This is a genomic window from Paenibacillus sp. MY03 (assembly GCF_002165585.1).
Lineage (GTDB): Bacteria > Bacillota > Bacilli > Paenibacillales > Paenibacillaceae > Pristimantibacillus > Pristimantibacillus agaridevorans.
On sequence record NZ_MXQD01000007.1, the window covers coordinates 90,703 to 111,872 of the forward strand.

Annotated in this window: 13 protein-coding genes; 2 read left to right on the top strand and 11 right to left on the bottom strand. The window is 47.3% G+C overall.

The genetic code is table 11. The features are described from left to right. Positions 1 to 14: 14 nt before the first annotated feature. The 8 genes from B1748_RS08060 to B1748_RS08095 all read right to left on the bottom strand — a co-directional run bounded on the left by B1748_RS08060 (position 15) and on the right by B1748_RS08095 (position 13,774). Positions 15 to 1,142 carry an SGNH/GDSL hydrolase family protein gene (locus tag B1748_RS08060; RefSeq protein WP_087567384.1) on the bottom strand — a complete coding sequence of 376 codons (1,128 nt, stop codon included), beginning with the start codon at positions 1,140 to 1,142 and terminating at the stop codon, positions 15 to 17. Positions 1,143 to 1,171: 29 nt separating this feature from the next. Then, positions 1,172 to 4,012 (bottom strand): alpha-mannosidase, encoded by a 2,841-nt coding sequence (locus B1748_RS08065; RefSeq protein ID WP_256975575.1) that lies wholly within the window; start codon positions 4,010 to 4,012, stop codon positions 1,172 to 1,174. A gap of 24 nt (positions 4,013 to 4,036) precedes the next feature. After that, positions 4,037 to 6,619 (bottom strand): glycoside hydrolase family 2 protein, encoded by a 2,583-nt coding sequence (locus B1748_RS08070; RefSeq protein ID WP_087567385.1) that lies wholly within the window; start codon positions 6,617 to 6,619, stop codon positions 4,037 to 4,039. Between the two features lie 79 nt (positions 6,620 to 6,698). Further along, positions 6,699 to 8,318, bottom strand: a complete 1,620-nt coding sequence (locus tag B1748_RS08075; protein WP_087567386.1) for an extracellular solute-binding protein — start codon at positions 8,316 to 8,318, stop codon at positions 6,699 to 6,701. A 64-nt stretch (positions 8,319 to 8,382) separates the two neighbouring features. Further along, positions 8,383 to 9,270 carry a carbohydrate ABC transporter permease gene (locus tag B1748_RS08080; RefSeq protein ID WP_087567387.1) on the bottom strand — a complete coding sequence of 296 codons (888 nt, stop codon included), beginning with the start codon at positions 9,268 to 9,270 and terminating at the stop codon, positions 8,383 to 8,385. Further along, positions 9,267 to 10,172 (bottom strand): ABC transporter permease, encoded by a 906-nt coding sequence (locus B1748_RS08085; protein WP_087567388.1) that lies wholly within the window; start codon positions 10,170 to 10,172, stop codon positions 9,267 to 9,269. Before B1748_RS08085 ends, B1748_RS08080 begins: the two co-directional genes overlap by 4 nt. Positions 10,173 to 10,356: 184 nt before the next feature. Then, positions 10,357 to 12,165: a sensor histidine kinase gene (locus B1748_RS08090; protein ID WP_179215463.1), complete on the bottom strand. Its 1,809-nt coding sequence runs from the start codon at positions 12,163 to 12,165 to the stop codon at positions 10,357 to 10,359. Then, positions 12,158 to 13,774 (bottom strand): response regulator, encoded by a 1,617-nt coding sequence (locus tag B1748_RS08095; protein ID WP_179215464.1) that lies wholly within the window; start codon positions 13,772 to 13,774, stop codon positions 12,158 to 12,160. The genes B1748_RS08090 and B1748_RS08095 overlap by 8 nt, the downstream gene beginning before the upstream one ends. A 278-nt stretch (positions 13,775 to 14,052) precedes the next feature. Here B1748_RS08095 and B1748_RS08100 point away from each other — a divergent pair, with 278 nt between their 5' ends. Together B1748_RS08100 and B1748_RS08105 are read left to right on the top strand one after the other, a co-directional pair. After that, positions 14,053 to 15,654, top strand: a complete 1,602-nt coding sequence (locus tag B1748_RS08100) for a response regulator (RefSeq protein WP_256975590.1) — start codon at positions 14,053 to 14,055, stop codon at positions 15,652 to 15,654. A gap of 19 nt (positions 15,655 to 15,673) precedes the next feature. After that, positions 15,674 to 17,452 (top strand): sensor histidine kinase, encoded by a 1,779-nt coding sequence (locus B1748_RS08105; protein ID WP_179215465.1) that lies wholly within the window; start codon positions 15,674 to 15,676, stop codon positions 17,450 to 17,452. A 56-nt stretch (positions 17,453 to 17,508) separates the two neighbouring features. Here the strand turns inward: B1748_RS08105 and B1748_RS08110 are convergent, their stop codons facing one another. From B1748_RS08110 to B1748_RS08120, 3 genes are read right to left on the bottom strand one after another with little or no spacing between them, the layout of a single operon-like run. Then, on the bottom strand, positions 17,509 to 19,125 hold the full coding sequence (locus B1748_RS08110; protein WP_143810263.1) for a type 2 periplasmic-binding domain-containing protein: 1,617 nt from the start codon (positions 19,123 to 19,125) through the stop codon (positions 17,509 to 17,511). A 44-nt stretch (positions 19,126 to 19,169) separates the two neighbouring features. Continuing rightward, positions 19,170 to 20,060, bottom strand: a complete 891-nt coding sequence (locus tag B1748_RS08115) for a carbohydrate ABC transporter permease (RefSeq protein ID WP_087567394.1) — start codon at positions 20,058 to 20,060, stop codon at positions 19,170 to 19,172. A gap of 18 nt (positions 20,061 to 20,078) precedes the next feature. Then, positions 20,079 to 21,026, bottom strand: coding sequence for an ABC transporter permease (locus tag B1748_RS08120; RefSeq protein ID WP_087567395.1), 948 nt, complete (start codon positions 21,024 to 21,026; stop codon positions 20,079 to 20,081). Positions 21,027 to 21,170 lie beyond the last annotated feature (144 nt).

Consider the following 21,170-nt stretch of genomic DNA (forward strand, 5'->3'; position numbering starts at 1 on the left):
ACTGCTCAGGTTCATCATTCGTCCTGCATCATCGTAATAGGACCTGGGATAATACCTACGAGCGCCAATCGGCAATTGGTTCCCTTGCATTCGGGCGTATCACCGTGCACGACTTCCATTTCGAATTCATGGGACCCGTTGATCAAATCCTCTGCGACTGTAAACATCCGATACCATCCGTCATTCCCGCACCAAACGGGACGACTGCGTTCCGAGATCTTCCATGGGCCGTTATCCAGTCGATACCGCAGCTCGGATGAAGTTGCGCCAAAGTCAAAACCTAATGTAAGACCAGTACCCTCAAAGGTGAATTTCAGCTTCGCGCCAATTGCCGACGTTTCAAGCACTTGATCCATCCACTCCAAATGCGGCCAACGTCGAATGACCCATGGTCCTTCCGTTTCTATTTCGTCTAGCGGCAATATAGACGCGTTCTCCCAGTTGTTCGGATTAAGCGGCAGGGGCAATTGCAACGGTTTTGCTGTCGGCTTAACGGGATTGACCGATCCCGGCAGCTCCTTCTCCAGAAATGAGATTACGCTGCGCGCGTAACTCAAGCTGCCCCTCTCTGTCGGATGCAAGCCGTCGGGCAGCCACTCTTCCCAACGCATTCTTCCAAGCCGCACCTCTTCGAGCGCATGAAGCCCCATCCCTACGGACCCTATGCCATAATGCTCCGCCAACGCTTCGAATTCGGCGATGGACGCAGGCGTATCGCCTACGCTCATCTCGCGGTAGAACGATTGGCGAAAGGTATGAACGAGCACGACATCTCTAGAGCAGTCGGCAAGCAGCTTGCGCAGGAGCCCTTCTCTTGTGCGCATCCTCTTTTCGCTTGCTTCTTCATCGTCATTGACCGAATAATCCACGAATACCAGATCGCAATCCCGCATGATCAAATCCCGCTCGGCGCGGAATACGGCGAGCTCGCTGCCCGTCGCGCCAATTGCCGCATTTTCGACAAACAGCCGAACATGCGGATAATGCTCCTTAAACCACGCAATCACAGGTTCGGGCCAGTTATGGCGAGCCCTTGCATCCGTAATCGAGCCGCCGATAAATCCCAGTCTCAGCGTACCGGATTCAATCGCTTGCCATGTATTCAGAAGCGGCGCTCTATGCTTCCAGATTTGCTTATTCATCACCCGCACCTCTTTCTCCTAACATACGATTAGTTGAATCTCAAACAAATGGCCGCAGCCGAATAAGGCTGCACATCGAATGCGACAACATGATCCGTAATTTGGATCGATTCGTTTTCCGGCAGCCTCTGCTCGTTCGTGTCTACGAAATACGCCTCTGCCGCCTGCTGGAACAATTCAAGCTTGACCGCCGCAAGCTCCCCTTCCGTTTCGTAAACGCGGATAATCCACCGCTGTCCATCTGGATCCTCGGGCATTTTTACCGCAGAAATCGCAACGGTGCCGGATATTAGCTTCAAGAAGCTGGAATCAAGCGGGCGAGTGCCGGCATGTGCGGAACCTGACAACACAGTAAGCGGATGGTTGAAACGATACGACCTTTCAATTCGCTCATAGGCCCGGGCTGCATCCTGCACGACGACCGCGAAAGAAAACTTGTGATGATTGCCAAGCTCAGGATACGGATCCGGGTAAAAGGAGCTGCGAATTAAGGATAGGGACAGTGCATTGTCCGCGCCCCGAAAACCGTATTTATTGTTCGTCACCAGCATCACCGACGACTGTTTTTCGTTCTGCGGAACGCCCACCGCAAAGCTGTTTGCCGGTACATCGAATGAAAGCGGCTTGCGTTCAATCACTCCGAACGGCACGTCATATTGGTACGATTTAGTATCATAAGCGAGTGGCCAATGAAAATTTAATTGAGGAATGCTTTGATCCGACTTGCCGATCTCTTGCCAATCACATTCCACCTCATAATCAAGCTCGGTGCAATTGCGGTCAAGCGATACCGTCGCCTTGAGCAGCGAACGGCCAAAGGAGAACTCATATTGCAGCGATTGGCGAACATCGCCCCAGGCCCCTCTTTTGATTTTTACTTGCTGATGAACGTTTGTCACGCTCATATAACGCCCTGTCCACCATGCGCTCATCCCTTTATCCGGATCCTCCTGGATGAGTCTGAACACGCCGGTTGGACGCGCCCCGTCTACCAATTGTTCGCCTGTCGATTTGCGAATCATCGAACGAACCGTTGCATCGACGGGATCAAGGGTTACTTTCAGCCATTCATTTTCAAGCACGTACCCGTCTTCTTCATCTATACGAGGATCGTCCGGCAGGAACGGCTTTAGCCTGTCATCGCCTTCCGACACGGTATAGGTGGCATACCCGCAAGCAGGCACTTTAACGTAGGCAAGCAGGCGCATATAATCGTGATTCCAATACCAGTGCAAACCGTTGTCCAGGATTTGATGGGGTACTGCCTGGCCGTTGCCGTCTTGCACGAGTAACGAACGAATGGGCGTTTTCCAATCCCATAACGTGATTTCCACCACTTCTTCCCGCTCGTATGCGGAGGAGTTGAAAAGATGAACAATCCTTTTGTTGCCGCGACCTCGCTCGACCTGCGTAACTTTGAAGCCCCCGGCACCGTACCCGGCTCCGGCGCCCTCCGAAACCGAAAATTTACTCTCCTTTCCAACAAGGCTGGATGTATCGATCATTGCGGCAATCTTCTCCAAAGCCAGCTTGCGATTCGTATTGGCAATGGCCATCGTGTTCTGGAATAACCCAAGCGCATGCTCCCGTGTTTCCAGCACCCCAGAGCCTGGAAGAATATCATGGAACTGGTTAAATAACACGTTCCTCCATGCCTTCTCAAAGCTATCTCCCGGATAGCGAGCTTCTTCGGCCACCGCCGCTGCCGCATTAAACAATTCCGCTTCATTAAGCGTCGCTTCGCCAATTCGGTTCGCTGTCTTAATTCGGCTTTGCGAGGTATAGCAGCCGGTAAAAACAAAGTTCTGCTCTCCCTTGAGGACAGGGAGCTGCTCGGCAATCGCCTCCGCTTCGGCAAAATATTCGCGATACGTTCCAAATCGGAGCTTGGGATAAACTGGCCAGCTTTGCATGTCCAGCAGTCGTTCCAGGTCGCGTCTCGTCGGGCCGCCGCCGTGGTCGCCAACGCCATAAACGTTCAAATACATTTTTAATCCCGTTTGCAAACAAATTTCCGGCACATACGAACCAAGCAAGGCTTGTATATTGTCATTGTACCAGGTCGGTTCCCGATAGACGATGACGGATTTGCCGGAAGGCGCTTCCCAGCGATACAAGGCAGGCGCTTCATTACCGCGGCAATGATAGTAGTATTTGACGCCTCCATTCGCCAGGATTTCCGGAACGTTGACGCTGTGCCCAAATGTATCGGGTTCAAAATCGAGATTGAGACTATCCGGATCAAGGTCAAATAAAACGGACAAATAACGTTTCGTATAGAGCAGATGACGAGACAGACTTTCGCCGCTCGGCATATTTTTGTCCGCTTCCACCCAATGCGATGCCGTGACTTCCCATCGTCCTTCTTGAACCCGCTTCCGTATTTCCTGCAGCATCTCGGGTGCATATTGTTCGACGATACGATAAATGGAAGCCTGCGACTGCGAGAAGGTAAACTCGGGATATTCCTCCAACAACGTCAGCATCGTCCGAAACGTATCCAGCGTAACCGCCACCGTCTCATCCCAAGACCACATCCAGTTCATATCGATATGCGCGTGGGATACGCATAAAATGTCGTAGCTTTTCGCTTCGGACGCAAGCGCTTCGAGCAGCTTCTCGGCATGGATCGCCGTATGCTTGCCAATGACGCCTTCATCCGCCCATTTGTTCTCTACAAAAGCTAACGCCGCATCAATCTGTTCGTCGAATATCCCTTTGTTAACCTTCGACATTTCATAAGCAAAGAACAACTGCGAAACGATCCGTTCGCCCCAATAACCGAGCTTGGCTGTAATTTTTTCTTCCCAATACGTCTTCGGCTCAGCTCCAATCAGCATCCGAAGTCGATTGTCGATCGATGACAGCATGACACCAACTCCCTACTCTTTTTATCAACTATTCAACGCTTTCACGACCCATTGTCGCTCCTCAGGCATGATACCCTCGAAGCAGCGAACAACCGTCTGACCGGGAGCAATCAAAAATCCATCCTGGATCGGCCGAACAACCGGTTGACTCACAGCAACATCATCATGAGAGGCAGTGCCGCTTATCCGTACCCAAAGGGCAACTGTCTCGCCGCTATTCGTGACGGACATCCTGGTTCCGCCATCCTCTTCCTCCGTGTGCCATTCGAGCATAGTCCTCGGCGTCGTTAAGAAAGCTTGCAACGGCGCCGCGTCTTCCCGCTCCCTGATTGCGAACGCGTATTCATTATCCGATAATACTCGCTGTTCTGTGGCATCGATAACTCGCACCGTTACGAAAAACGCGCCGCTATCCGGGACGTCGAATTCGATCGATCCGATACGTGTCGTAAGCATCTTTAGATTGTTATGCTCGAACAGGCCGTCGGCCAGCTTGTCGCCAGTACCAGTGAAGGCCTGCCATTCTACATCCCACTGTCCCGACTCGGAACCGTCGTTCGTTATATAAACCGTCGCCCGATAAACTTCGCACGGCAAATAAGAAATCGCATCGTATTGCAAGGAAACATGCAGATTGCGGTTGGCTTTCGCCACCCAGCTATAAGCCAACTTCGGGTCGCCGTAATAATCGATCGCGCTGGTGCAGGATAAGTTCGGGTAAGGCTCGTTAAACTGCCACAGCAAACTTCCGCTGCAATAAGGCGCGCGTCTGCGATTCGCTTCGACCGCATAACGAATTCCTTCCGCCTGCAGCCATTGGGATACCTCTACCATCTGTTCAAGAGTGTTCAGGGACGTACCGAACAAGCCGTTAAGCTGCTCGTCCATATTCCAGTATTCGTAGCCATGGAGCAGCCACTCGACTGAACCGGAATGCTCCGTTTGTAGCTTATCCCCGGGAAGAAATCGTCTTAGACTCATCATGGAAGCAAAGCCGTCTCCGCCGTATTCGCTGTGGAGAAGCGCATCGCTGACATTATACAGCCGATAATGCTCAGTAACGCCCGTATATTTCCAAGGTCCGTGCACATCGTGCATGACGCCTTGTCCGCTCCTCTCCGCATCCAGAAAGAACGTCGGCCCCGTCGGCGAAGTAGGCAGGAAAAGCCGCGATTCATCGAGGTCCGACACCAGGTCGCGAAGGACGCGAAGGTTGGTCTGTCGATCGGTAAGCGGCACCATTCGCTCACCCAGATGTCCGCCCTCCGTCAATTCGTTGCCTCCGCACCAGATAGCCATAGACGGATGATTTCGTTTCTCCCGGATCGCATGCCGCATCGTTCGCGAGAGGGTATGAAGGAATTCCGGCTTCACTGATGGCTCGTTATTAAAACCTGAACTCGATTGCATCATTTCCTGCCAGATCAAAATACCCGCTTCGTCGCATAAATTATAAAATAATTCCTTTTCAATCAACCCGCCGCCCCATACGCGAAGCATATTAACGTTAGCTTGTTTGGCCAGCCTGATCAGATGTTTTAGCTGTTCTTCACGCTTTCGGCCATACAATTGATCGATGGGAACCCAGTTCCATCCCTTGATATAGAGCGGCGCTCCGTTAACGGCTATCGTGTAAGCCAGCGCATCCGCCGGAGCCCCCGGATTGGCTTGAAAAGCCAATTCGCGGAAACCGACCTGCGCGCTATACGAATCGGAGAGGATATACGAGCCGTTTTTCGCATCGGCTGTCTCCAGCCTGAGTTCCAGCCGATACAGGGGCTGTTGTCCGTAGCCGTTCGGCCACCACAAACGCACATGGGGCACCTCCATCGTAAACCGTACGGATCGCAATCCCGGCACTGCCTCGCCGCCAAGGCTGATCGCTCCGACAGACGCCCCCTCCGGATCATACAGCTCGGCGATTAACCGGTACGGACCGGACTGTCCGCTCTCCAGCACGGCGCTTACGGTCAGTTCGCCTGCTCCATCGGAACCCGGCAATGCCTCAAGCTTAACGTTTTCCAACACGCAGCTTTCCGTGATTTTCAGGCACACTTCCTTCCATAATCCGATGTGGACCAGCCGCGGGCTAAAATCCCACCGATAACCGAATCGGCTCTTTAGATGATCCACCCGATCCGTATAACCAAGCTGCGCCTCGCCGTCCGGGGAACGCTCCAGCACCACGACCAGCCCATTGCTTTCTCCATAACGGAGCGAATCCGACAAGTCGAACTCACCCGGCGTAAACATGCCGGAGTGGCTGCCAAGCTCTTTGCCGTTAAGCAATACCTTCGCCGCATAATCTACCCCCTCTAGCACAAGCGCGACTCGTTTGCCTTGCCAAGCCGGCTCCGCGGTAAAGGAAGTTTTATATAGCCAATCCCTCTCATTCACCCATTCGCATGCGGGAGCATTTATTCCAAAATACGGATCCGGCAAATAACCCGCGCGGTGCAAATCCCAATGCACGCTGCCAGGCACTTCAGCGGGAATCCAGGGGACAACTCCTCTAAGCTCCACGTTTACTTCCATGCTGCGTCCAAACGCCCAGAAACCGGGGTACGAGCCTGTCAGCTCCCAATTATCCATCAATACTACTTTCATGACCGTCCGCCGTCCCTTCCCTTTCCTTTAAAAACAAAATGAATAGGAGGGGAATTGCCTCCTATTCACCCGCGGTATTCTATTGTTTAAATTCGCTCATAGACTTCAATCTTTCATTGACGATGTCTCTGCCGCCGTTTTTCTCGAAAGCATCCAGCATTTCTTTTGTAATTTTACGCGTTTCTTCTTCCGACTTGGCAAAAATGGCTTTCGACGTCCATTTATCCAATTCGCTCCACATCACGCCCCATTTTTGCTGCTCAATAGGTCCTGCCTGCGTTAATTGAAACTCGAGAGGAAGCGGTTCTCCGATGGATTCTGCCCATATCTCGGTTCCCATTTTCGCTTCTTCGGATCTTGGGTTCGTATCTTCCGCCGGTATCAGAATCGATCGCAGAAGATTATAGGAATCCAATCCCGTTCTTTGCAAGAAGGTGTTGTTCTGCTGCGACTGTTCTTCCTTGGATTCGGGCGTAGCTTCATACAATCCCTCGGCATTTTTAATGTAATATTCGTCTTCGATGCCGTATTTCAACATGCGGGTTCCTTCCTTGGAAGCGTTCCAGTTCAGAAACTCCATAAGCCTTTCGATATTTCTTGGATCTTTGGCGAATTCAGTCGAGACGACTAGGGAGTTAAATCCTCTGTCGCTCGGGTTGGAATATACGGGAACGATGGATGAGCCTGTCACTTTGAGCGGCGGCGACGGCACAAACCGCGTTTCCGGATTTTCCGCCTTCAAGGCTTTATTAACCGTATCCATGTCCCAATAAATACGAACCGTATAACCGACGCGGCCGGATGACAGTTTCTCCATGTATTGATCAGTTTGCTGGGTAAGCATCTCCTGATCAAGCAGGCCTTCCCGGTACAGCTTGTTCATAAACACCATATATTCTTCGATGTCGGGATTATTGAATTGGAATTGGAGCGACTTATTATCCTCCGAAAATTTGACCCAGCTTTTCGTCCATGCATTCGCGATGTACTGCCGGAAAACATCAAACGTAGCAGGTATGATTTTTTTGCCGTTGACATCCGGAATTTGATCGCGGAATGCCTTTAATACTTCATACAACTCATCCGTCGTAGTCGGTGCGGACATGCCAACCGCCTTTAGCCAATCCTCCCGGATCACCGGCCCGACATCCGCCATTAAAACTCCTTTTTTGGCCGCTAGATTAATAGGAAGCATATACATATTGCCATCTTTGGCTCTGTGCACCGCATCATCGTATGCTTTGTCGTTGTTGGCTACCAAATCCGGGTATTTTGCGAGCCATTCATCCCACGAAATGACAAGTCCCGCTTCCCCCATTTTTTTGACAACCTCAATGGCGCCCGGCACATTCTCAAGCTCCAGCACATCCGGTATATCTCCGCTGGCAAGCATCAAATTAAGTTTGTCGACCATCTTGTCTGTTTGCCGATCTGCTACCGCCTTTATATCCACGTTTTTATTTTCTTTTAGCCATCCGTACATTTCATTATTTTCCTGCAAAACGACATCTCGCGATAAAGAATGATACACGAATTTCAGCGGATCCTCTTTTACCGGTTCTGCCGGCGCACTTGCGCTTGCGCTTGGCGACCCGGAGGTCGATCCCGTATTATTTTCTTTGTTCGAACATGCGGCAATGACGCTGAATAACAGACATGCCATTACGAACAATGTCACGCTCTTTTTGGTCCTTTTCATCTCTTACATCCCCTTCGTATGGTTAGATAATTACTTTTGTAGCGCAATGCATTATATAAACACCTTAGCCTTTAATAGAGCCTACCAATACCCCTTTTACGAAATACCTCTGCAGAAAAGGGTACAGGCAGACAATGGGCAAGATGGTTACAACTAAAGTCGCCATTTTTACGGAATAACTGGTCACCGATTTGACGCTTTGTTGAGAAACGGTAGATAAGCTGCCGGCGATCATCTGAGCGGAGTCGTTTTCTCTAATGATCTTCATCAATAAGGTTTGCAGCGGAATCAACTTCGGATCTTGCACGAACACCGTACCCGAAAACCAATCATTCCAATGACCAACGGCCGTAAATAAAGAAATCGTGGCAACGATCGGAAGCGATAACGGTACAACGATTTTAAAAAATACGATCAGGTCGTTGGCGCCGTCCATCTTGGCCGACTCTTCCAGGCTTGCAGGCAGCTGCTGAAAGAAGGTTCGGAACAAAATAATGTACCACAGCTGATAGAGCGCGGGTATGATATACACCCATAAGGTGTTTAACAAGTGGAGATCCTTTAACAGCAAGTAAACCGGAATCAATCCGCCATTAAAAAACATCGTAAACAGAATCATGGCATTAACAAACTTTCTGCCTTTCAAGTGCCTCTTGGATAATCCATAGGCCATGATCGCTGTGAGGAATACCGACAACACCGTCCCGATCACCGTTCGTAGAATCGTTACTTTATACGCATCTATAATTTCCGATCTCGCGAAAATGACGATGTAATTACTCCACGTCGCCTCTCGCGGCCAGAAGTAAATCCCGCCTCGCAAGGAATCGATGCCATCATTCATGCTCAGCATGAGAATCCGCCAGAACGGAAACAGAATAGAGAAGGACAGCAAACACAAGATCGTATAATTGAATACGGAAAATACTTTTTCGCCCCAATGTCTCCTCATAATACGCCCTCCTCTCCTAAAATCTTGACAAGGGCATTGACCAGGAGAAGCATAATTAACCCTACTATGGATTTAAAGAGGCCGACGGCTGCCGCGATTGAATAATTGGCTTGAAAAATACCGGTCGTCATGACATAGGTATCAATGATTTGGGCCCGGTCCATGACGGCAGGATTCTGCATGACATAAATCTGATCGAAACCGGCATTTAATATGCTGCCCACATTTAAAATGAAAAGAATAATAATCGTGCTGCGGATGCCGGGGAGCGTAATATGCCAGGTTTGTTTCCAGCGGCTCGCTCCATCCATGACAGCGGCTTCGTAGAGATCAACATCGACTCCAGATAGTGCTGCCAAATAAATAATGGATCCCCAGCCTATGCCTTTCCATATATCCGATGCGACCACCAGCCCCCAGAAATAATCTGGATTGCCGAACCAAAAAACAGGTTCTTTGAGCAAGCCGATATTCATTAAAAAAGTATTCACAATACCACCCTGGTCAACAGTCAAGAGCTCATACCAGATCCCGGATACGACGACCCAGGATACGAAGAAGGGCAAATACGTAACCGTCTGCGTAATGCGCTTGAACATCTTCTTTTTGACTTCGTTCAATAGAAGAGCAAGGATGATCGGCGCGGGAAAACCGATTAATAATTTCAACAAGCTGATCGCGATCGTATTGATCATAATGGAATTAAAATTAAAATCATGAAAAAAATCGCTAAAGTACTTCAATCCAACCCATTCGCTGTTATACACGCCTGCGACGATATCATAATCCTTGAAGGCGATTAACACTCCATACATAGGCTGGTAACAAAAAATCAGAAACCAGATGACGCCGGGTATAACAAATAAATAAAGATAACGATCGTTCCATATTCCCTTGCTCATGCCGTAAACCCCTTTGCTTTAGCCTTTGAAACGCTTTCATGTTTTCAGTTTAGCATCGGGCAAAGCGGAATCAAATTCAGGATCTTGCACAAAAATATAACTATTTTACGATAACTTTTGCTACGGATATTTAAGTTTAACTAAAAAAAACCCTCTCCCAGGAGGTAGTCTGGGGAGGGATTGTTTACGTATTGGGCGGCGGCATAACCTCGGCTGGGATAACAATCCTGACCAACGTCCCTTGATCCGGCGTACTGGTCATTTCCACGCCAAAGTCGTTTCCATATCGCAGCTGTATTTTCTCATGCACATTCCGAATGCCATAACCGCCCTTCGTCATGTATTGTCCAGGCAGAGGCACCTCTTTCAACCCGATTCCGTCATCCTGAACTTCAAGTATGATGCGGTGTTCTTGCCGATAACCTCTAATCGTAATAGTCGTTGTGCTTTTTTTCGTTTTGGCGCCATGAAGAATCGAATTTTCCACGAAAGGCTGCAAGATGAGTTTAGGCGTGTACGCATCCAGAATGTCGTGCTCAATATCGTAGATAACTTCTATTTTCTCTTCCATTCTTATTTTTTGGATATTCATATAAGCTTGTATTTGCTGAACCTCTTCGCCGATCGTGAGGTATTCGCGCCCTTTGTTTAAAGATAGTCTGTAGAAGATTGATAAGTTATCCACCATGGAGATGATTTTTTCTTTCTCATCCTCTAGCACCATCCAGTTGATCGTCGCCAACGTATTGTATAAAAAATGAGGATTGATCTGTGCTTGCAGGGCTTTCATTTCCGCTTCCTTCTGTATGATCTGGCTGGCAGTCAGTTGCTCGATAAGCTCTCTTATTTTACGAATCATTCGGTTGTAGTTTTTAGCGAGCTTGCCGATTTCATCCCTTCCATCGATGGCAACATGCATATCCAGGGACAAGTCATCTACTTGCTCCATATTGCTGGAGAGGATCGAAATTCTTCTGGACAGCCTGCTTCCAATAGAGATCGCAATCAAAATGGAAATCACGATACTAATAACGACAATAAAAATGGTGAATCGCTTCACCGTATTCGCGCTCGACAACAAATTTTCCAAGGGCATTTCTCTAAAATAGATCCAGTTGGAGCTCTTCCCTTTCTTGAAAAATACCAAGTTCTTTGTATCGTTTTTTGCCACAATGAAGTTGCCCGACTCTTTCCCTTCCATTTTATCCAAATAAGCTTGATCCAGCTTTTGATTCGTTCCAGGCGAAGATTCGAAACTGTTGAATATGACTTCGTCTCTCTCGTCCGCAACGAAAAAATGGTCTCCATTGTTCGGGTCACTGGACATATACTCGCCGAATACCGTCTCATATCGAATATACATTTCCAAAATGCCTACGATTTTTTCAAAGTTGAGAATCATCGGTTTTACGATCGCGATCCTCGTTTCAAGAACAGAATCTTCATTTACAGCAGAGTATTTCGGTTTAATATCCTCATCTGTAACGAACCATATTTTCAACTTGGAAAATTGGATGTAGTCATTAACGCTAAACTGGTCCGTTTTTGCAAAATACTGCTTATACCACCAAGTATCCACAGCATGCTGTACATTCAGTAATTTTCCTCCTGCCTCCGGCAAGGAATCGTTATTTTTAAATATGAAAATGTCCAATATATTATTGGTCGTATCGATTTCCTTAATCTCATAAGCCTGAGATATCGTATTAAGGAATTCATAGGAAAAATCGGCGGGCGACTTATAATCATGGGATAGAGCAAGTACAATTTCTTTATTATTCGCAATCTGATTCATTAACTCATAATACGTGCTCAGCTTATCCTCGATATTCATTTCGACTTGATCCAGGGTTTGCCCGTAAGAGACGGTTGCCTGATTATAGATATACTTCTCTACGTTGGTATAAGAAAAAATGCCTGCGGATAATACCGCGAATATAATTAAAGCACCGTAACTAAAAATCATTTTATTTTTCAAACTAATATTATTCATGCGTTTGCTCACGCCCCGATAGTCCAGCTTCCCTGAATTCTCTAGGACTAACACCGAACATGCTCTTAAAGACGGAGCTGAAATACGAAGTGCTGTTAAAGCCTGTTTTTTCAGCAATTTCATAGATTTTTGCATCGCTTTCCGTTAGAAGGGCCTTTGCATGCTTCATCCTGACTTTTATCAAATAATCAATAATGCTTTCTCCGACATTTTCTTTAAAAATATTGCAAATATAGCTTGGCGTTAAAAATACCGTCTTCGCCAGCTCATCAATCGTAATCTGTTCATCGTACTTCTGCTCAAGCACATGGATAATCGACTGCACGACTATGGAGTGTTTACGCGACCTTTTTTGATGAATATATTTCGATAACGTCGTCAGTGCGTTTATGAGCCATTCTCGAGCATCAGGAATGGTATCGAAGCGATAAATCGGTTCCCATAGGCGCTCCTCATGTCCATAGATGGTTTCCACTTTTTCATCCATGTTATAGATGATCTTATAAATATCGCTCAGTATTCGAAAACAAAAGGCTTTTAACGTATGCTCCCTTGCATCGGATGGAATCGGCAGCAGCTTTAATATCTTGTCAATATCTTTATCGATCTGCTCATATTTCCCGATTCCAACATCCGCGATCAATCGCTCAATCTTATCTTCAAGGCTCACAGGATGATTTATTAGAGGATAAAAATCTTGAAAACAAATGGTATTCCCTTTGCCAAGATAAAACTTTTGCCTCGATGCGATTTCCGCCTCCCGGTAAGCTTCGTGCAGCTCGAAAAACATATTTTTTTTGCGACTGACGCTTATGGTTATCGTTTTATTAAACAAATCATGCAAGGATTCCCTTATACGGTCAATCTGCTGAAGCGTCTGATTTTCATCTTGGCAAGTGTCATAGAGAATGAGGATAAATTCGTTTTCTTTGGACATCAACGTCATTCCAGTATCCGAATACGCTTCGAGCAGGTAATGATAAAACCTTAAGAACAACAATTGATGGTCTACTTCGGAATGATGCTGTTCCTGCCCGTTATCGATCTGAATCAATAACAGATTGTAACCGTTTTCCGGAAAGGTAACGGATAAGGCTTCCGCCCTTTTACTGACCGTATCTTCATTTTCCAAGTATCCATAGACCAGATCCTTTATAAACTTCTCCACAAGAAGCGGCTTGCTCTCCTCGAGCTGTTTCCTCATAAGAAGCGATTCGGACTCCGATTTGCGCTCCGAAACGATTTGCGCCCCCAGTTTTTCCAATTTATCTTTTAATTGCCGAATGTTAATCGGCTTCAACATAAAAGAATACGCTTTCAATTCTATAGCCGACCTGGCAAATTCGAACTCATCATAACCAGTGATAATCATGATTTTAAGTTGCGGATTCAGCTCCTGAGCCTGCTTGGACAATTCCAACCCATTTAAGCCCGACATCATAATATCGGTAATCAAAATATCGACTTGATAAGTTTCTATAAGACTTAGCGCCTCATCGCCATCCTCCGCACTGCCGACAAGCTCCATCTGAAGTTCATTCCATGGGATATGCCGGGAAATACCCTCTCGCTGTATTCTCTCGTCATCCGCAATGACAACCTTTAGCATAAACAATCCCGCCTTAAATGTGATGTCTTGCTTTAGCATAGCATTCGATAGTTATGCGTTCCATATCATACCGCGGAATGTACGAAAAGACCATGCAAAATATTGCACGATGTTATAAGTATATTTTAATTTTCTACACACTCTTTCAACTATTCTACAAAATCGGCTTATATTCCGCATAATACCTATACTCGCTATGTATAGCAGGCTTTCTAGCATGTATATTAATACTAAAGATATTGATGCGAGTCTGACAGGGGGAAATCATATTGCTTAAAGTGATTATAGCGGACGATGAACGAATACAAAGAGAAGGCATTGCCAAGCATGTGGATTGGCAAGCTTATGGGATGCAGATCGTTGGTCTTGCAAAAGATGGCGTACACGCGCTGGAACTGATTGAGAAGAACGGTGTCGATCTTCTCATTACAGATATCAAGATGCCAAAAATGCATGGATTGGAGCTGGCCGAGCGCACCAAGGAATTGAACCCTCAGGTCAAAATTTTAATCATAAGCGGGTATAACGACTTTGAATATGCAAGAGCCGCAATCGAATTGAAAGCGTATGCATTTTTATTAAAGCCGATTCTGTTCGACAAGCTATTTCAAGAGCTTGATAAAATACATGCGCTAATCGTTCAAGAACAACACAAACAGCAAACTCTCGCTTCCTTGAAAGAACAAATTCAGGAAAGCAAGCCGTTGCTTGCCGAGAAACTGTTTCAGCATATTTTGCACGGATTTTTAAGGGATGAGGAATTAATTCGCAATCGTATGGACACGCTGTCTTTGCCATTACCCTCAAATGGTTATGATACCTTGCTGCTGCAAGTGGACGCTCCATTGGATTCTCCAGAGACAGACGCCGAAAAACAGTTGACTTATTTGCAATTTCTCGAGCGGCTGACCCGTTTCATTGATGCGCTCGAACAGCAGGGGCAGGCTTTCGAAACCAAGGAAAACGAATTCGTGATCGTGCTTTATGCCTCAGAGCTTGACGGGCATTCTCCCGTTCCCGATGTGATCCGCGAGGTCAGGGAAAACCTGCTGCTTCCGTACAACGAAATGTTGACGATCAGTATTAGCAATCGGAAGGCCAGGCTCAGTCAATTGCATGAAGCCTACAAGGAATGCGAAGCGGCATCGAGACAAAAATTTTATCTCGGCAAAGGGAAGGATATCTACTACCTTGACAGTATGACCGAGCAAGCATTCTCCGCCAATTCTGACGTTTTCTACGAACAATTGATTCAAGCGGTGGAGATTGGCAATGTCAATCAGGTAGAACAGACAATTGAAGAAATATGTAAAGAATTTACCCAAATGTCTTCCGGCTATAAGCCGTTTATTAAAGCTTTTTGCTTTCGAACGATGAGCGATCTGATCCGAATTATCCACGAATCCAATGAAAAAATAGAATCCGTGTTCGGCGAAGAGCATCGGCTATGGGATCGCATCTATTCTTTTGATACTCTTCCGGAAATTCACGAGTGGCTCAAGGAAACGGCCGTCTCCGCTTGCCGGCATCTTCACGCAAAGCGCACAAGGAAAAATACAACCATTATCGAAACCATCATTCAGAATCTCGAAACCCGTTTTCACGAACCCATTACGATCGACGAACTTGCAAAGCGCATCCACCTGACTCCCAACTATATTTCCAATATCTTTAAGGAATACGTTGGGGAAAGCATTATCGACTACCTGACGAAGGTGAGAATGAAACATGCCATAAGATTGCTGACGGACGAATCCGTTCGAATCTATGAGGTCGCCGAACAAACCGGCTATAATAGCACCTCTTATTTCAGCGTTGTCTTTAAGAACATGTACGGTATCAGCCCGAAGGAATATCGAGACCAATCTCTGAAATCGTAAACAAATGGAGCGAGCACAGATGAAATTGCTAAACAACATAAAGCTTCGAAACAAGCTGCTCATCTGTTATGGCAGCTTGATGATCTTCGCCGTCAGCATGGTCGGTCTGCTAACCTATCAGAAAATCCAATCCTATATTTATAACCAATCGAGCAAATCATACAGTCAGACCCTGGATCAGGTCGTCATGAATATCGATTACAAGATGAACACGCATCAAGAGCTTCTTAGTCCGTATATTACCAATCACAAATTTATCGCCGCCTTAAATACAATCTACTATTCGCCTGCGGATTATACTTATCAATATTTTGACAATTTGCGCTCTATCTTTGAGTTGGAGCGCCGTTACCCTTCTATTAAAAATATTATTATTTATAAAAAAAATAATACCATACCCGATATCGGCACTTACCCGGACAAACCAAGCATCTCCGACGCGGAGCATACCATTATCGATATTTCCTATGCCGAGCGAAACGATTGGTATCAAAAGTATTTCACCAATCTGGACGAAACAGACTTGGCCGGCCTCATCGCATTATCCAACGCCTCGATCTGGACAGTCAACGACAGCAGGACGCTCATTTCAATTATCAAGCCGATCATGTACAACAACGACCAACTCGTCGGCATTGTCGAGATGCAGCTGAAGATCAAGGATATTTTCCAGGATGGAATGTTTAGCGAGCATTCGCTCGAAGAATTTTTTTACATGATGAACGACGATGGTGATATCCAATTCCAGAGCAAACCCGAGATGCGCCCAATCGCCGCTCCGTCCGGAAACCCGATGTTTGACAACAAAAGCTCCGGAAGCTGGCTGACGGAAGGCAATCCCTCCAAAAAGCTGGTGTTGTATCAAACCAACCGCCAGTCCGGCTGGAGATACGTGCTCGAGGTGCCGATGGACAGCCTGATGCTCAGCGCGCAATCCATCCGGAATTTCACGGTTGCGATTCTGATCGGCAGCATTCTGATCAGCATCCTGCTTACCCTGGCCATCTCCCGCGTACTGTCCAGCAGAATATCGCTGCTGGCAAAACATATGGAAAAACAGGAGGACCTGACGCTGGAGATTGGCCCATCCGTAGACGGACGGGATGAAATCGGGATGCTGATGCGAAATTACAATCGCATGATCAAACGAATACGAGAGTTGATAGAAGAGTTAAGAACAAGCCAGCAATTGCAGAAAGAATCCGAAATCAAGTCGCTGCAAGCTCAGATTAATCCCCATTTCCTTTACAACACTTTAGCGACCATTAATTGGATGGCTGCAGATAACGAAACGAAAAAGATTATGGATATGGTCAACAATCTGGCGACTTTTTATCGGTTGTCCCTGAATTCGGGCAAGGAATATTTGCGGATCAACGAAGAAGTACGGCATGTGCAAACCTATGTCGAAATTCAGAAGATCAGACTAGAGGACATGATCAACGTTACCTTTGACATCGAGGATAAAATTTTAGCCTTCCACACCCTCAAGCTGATTCTCCAGCCATTTGTGGAAAATGCCATTTTGCATGGAGCCGAGCATAAAGAAGGTACGACAAACATCGTGATCAAGGGGTATTTGTCTCATGAGGAACAATGCGTAATCTTCGAGATTATCGATGACGGAATCGGCATGAATATGCCGACCCACAACCAATATGTAAATCACGGCGGCTACGGCATCCACAATGTCAATGAAAAAATCAAACTTCAGCACGGCCATCAATACGGCGTCCGATTATTCAGCGAGCCGGGAGTCGGCACCCAGGTAGTGATTCGGATTCCCATCCTCGAATAAAAAACAAAAAAGCGGAAGCGCAGGACTTGCCCGCGCTTCCGGCTTTTTGTTGTTTGCTACTTTTGCAGATATTCGTCGATCAGACGGAGCTTCTCGGCCGTAACCTCAGGAGCGCCGATTTTTTCGAAGTGGGCAAGCATTTCTTTCGTAATCTTGCGCGCTTCCTCTTCTGTTTTGGCAAATATGGCCTTAGCCTGCCACTTGTCGATTTCGGGCCAGAGATTGCCCCAATGCTTATCCCATTCCGGACCCGTTCCGGCAGGGTTAAACAGATTGTCGTCAACCGTATAGCCTTCCGCCCAGATCGTTTCGCCCATCCGGAATTCCTCCGTGCCCGCTTTCACTTCCATCGCCGGAATAACAGGATATTTCAGCAGATTGTAGAATGTAAGGCCTTCGCTTGCTAGGAATACGCTGTCGCCTTTGTCAAGCTCGGCTTTCACTTCCGGTTTCGCCTCGTACAAGCCATCTGCATTTTTGACATAATATTCGCCATCGACGCCATGGCTCAGGAAAAATGAACCTTCGTTCGTTGCGTTCCAATCCAGGAATTCCATAAAACGCTCCAGGTTGCGCTCATTCTCCGCGAATTTTTTGGAGATAACGATGCCCTCGAACATGCTGTAGGAGGTCGAAGCGTAGATCGGAAGCGGCAATCCTTCTACGCGGATCGGCGGATTTGGAACATATCGGCTGTTCGGATCGGATGCTTTCAGCACGCCATTGGCCGTATCCATCGGTACATGCGTCTGGAAAGTGATCCCTACGCGGCCCGAGCTGAGCTTCGCCTGATACTGATCCGGCTGCTGCGTCAGGAACTCTCGGTCAAGCAATCCGTTATTGTACAGCTTGTTCATAAAGACCATATATTCCTCGATGCCCGGATGGTTGAACCACCAGTGCAGCGTTTTGTTATCCTCGGACAGATCGTACCAATTTTTAGTCCACGTGTACATGAAGTTTTGTCTGCCCATATGATCCAAAGTAAGCGGAATAATCGGTTTTCCGTCCACATCCGGGATTTGTTCTTTAAATGCCATCAGCACGTTAAACAATTCGTCCGTTGTCTTGGGCGCTTCCATCCCCACCTGCTTTAGCCAATCTTCTTTGACGAAGAAGCCGAGCACCTTCTCTGCAACATCAGGATGGCTTGCCGAGTTGCTTGGGATAATATTCATCTTTCCATCTTTCTTATTTGCAAATACGGCGGCGTTATATTTGGGATCGCTATATTTTAGCAGGTTCGGATACTTCGCCAGCAGCTCGTCGGTTGAAATAGAAAGCCCTGCATCCGCCCATTTGTTAGCGATCGCGTTACTCAGTTCATTGGTTGCATACCTTACGATATCCGGGATTTCTCCTCCGGCAAGCAGCATGTTCATCTGATCGGGAACCTCGCCGTTAGCCAAGGAAAAACGGATATCTATATTTTTGTTTTCCAATAGCCATTGGTGCATCGGATTATTTTCTTTCGGCAAGACCGTGTCTCCCATGAGCAAAATGTTGACGACAAGCGGGTCCTCCTTCGCTGCCGGAGTCTCGGCAGAGGACGACGTTCCAGTCGGCGACGGAGACTGACTGGTCCCGTTGTTCCCCTTGCTGCAGGCTATTAGAGAAGCAGCCATTAAACTGAAGACAAGCACGATGGAGAGCAACTTCGATGACTTTCTCACTGTAAAACCACCTTTTCGATTATTTTATATATTATCAAGATTCCTCAGCCTTTCAAAGAACCGATAATAACGCCTTTAACGAAATACTTTTGCAGGAACGGATACACGCACATAATCGGGATGACCACGACCATCAATGTCGCCATCTTGATCGATTGCGCCGTGACCGTTCGTTTCGTGCTGCTGACCAGATCCACCATGCCGAAGGAATTGCCCGGCGTGCCCGATCGATTAAGATCCAGAATCTTCATCAGCAGCGATTGCAGCGGAATGAGATCCTGCTTGGTGACGAAGAGCGTGGCCGTCATATAGTCGTTCCAATGCCCGACCGCAGAGAAAAGCCCCATGGTTGCGAAGATCGGCAGGCTTAACGGAAATACGATTCTCGTATACACGGTCAAGTCGTTGGCCCCGTCAATATGAGCCGATTCCTCCAGCTCCTTCGGCAGCGCCCTGAAGAACGAACGGAAGATGAATACGGAAGAAGCGCCGTATAAGGTAGGAATGACGTAGACCCAGAAGCTGTTGAGCAGATGGAGCGACTTATACAGCAAGTATGTCGGGATAAGACCGCCGCCGAAGAACAGCGTAATGATAATCATGATGTTGATGACCTTCCTGCCCCTCAGCCTGTCCTTGGATAAGCCGTAAGCCATAAGAGAGACAAGTAGAATGGAAAGCGTCGCCCCGATCAGCGTCCTGCCGATGGTAATGGTGTAGGCGTCCATAATATCGCTTCTGGCGAAGATCGCCTTGTAATTATCCAACGTAAAGGCTCTGGGCCAAAAATGGATCCCCCCCCTGGAGGCATCGTAACCCTCGCTAAAGGACAAAGCGGCGATGCGCCAAAACGGGTATATGAACAGAAACGAGAGCGCGGACAGAAACAGATAGTTAATCCATTGAAACACTTTTTCCCCTCTGGAAATAATCATGCCGGTGTCCCTCCTTTTTTAGAAAATGCCTTCTTCTCCTGTCTTCTTGATCAGGAAATTTAGCGTAAACAAGGCGATCATGCCGATCACGGACTTGAACACTCCGACAGCGGTCGCCATCTCGTATTGGGCTCTGAATATCCCCATCTTCATGACATACGTATCGATGATTTCGGCTTTATCGAGCAGCATCGGGTTTTGCATGACATAGACTTGCTCGAAGCCTGCATCGAGAATTCCCGCCATATTGAGAATAAACAGCAGGATGATCGTTGGACGGATTGCAGGGAGTGTGATATGCCAGATTTGCTTGAAACGGTTGGCGCCGTCGATAACCGCCGATTCGTACAGCTCCGTATTGACGGACATAATGGATGCGAGATAAATGATCGTACCGAAGCCTATTCCTTTCCAAACGTCTGACGCCACAATCATCCCCCAGATCAAGTCCGGATCGCCGAACCAGAAGATAGGCTCCTTGATAAAACCTAGTGATAGCAACAGGTTATTGATAACCCCGCCATCCGTGCTGAACAATTCGTACCAGATACCCGCCACAACGACCCACGAGACGAAAAAGGGCAAGTAGGAAATCGTTTGCGCGACCCGCTTGAACACGATGTTGCGAACCTCGTTTAACAATATGGCCAGCAAAATCGGCGCCGGGAATCCGAACACCAGCTTTAGCAAGCTGATGGCGATGCTGTTGGTCATCACAACCGAAAAGTTCGGGCTGTTAAAAAACTCCTCGAAGTTGTCCCATCCTACCCACTCGCTGGCAAAAACGCCCTTGATGATGTCATAATCTTTGAAGGCGATGAGAACGCCGTACATAGGCTGGTAACAGAACACGAGAAACCATACGATACCCGGCAGGACGAACAGGTACAGATACCTGTTGCTCCACAGTTCCTTTCCCAATAGGCGGGAATTCAAGCGCTTACTTTTTATTGATGACGATTGCATCCATTAACCTCCTTGCGTCTGTCAGTTCTGTCTTGTACCTTGCAAATAAAGTATAAAATACGGGGTATAAAATGATAATTCAGTATTCTACACAAAGTGCTAAGTATTCTATTAGAACGCTTACATAAATGGATAGTCCAAAAG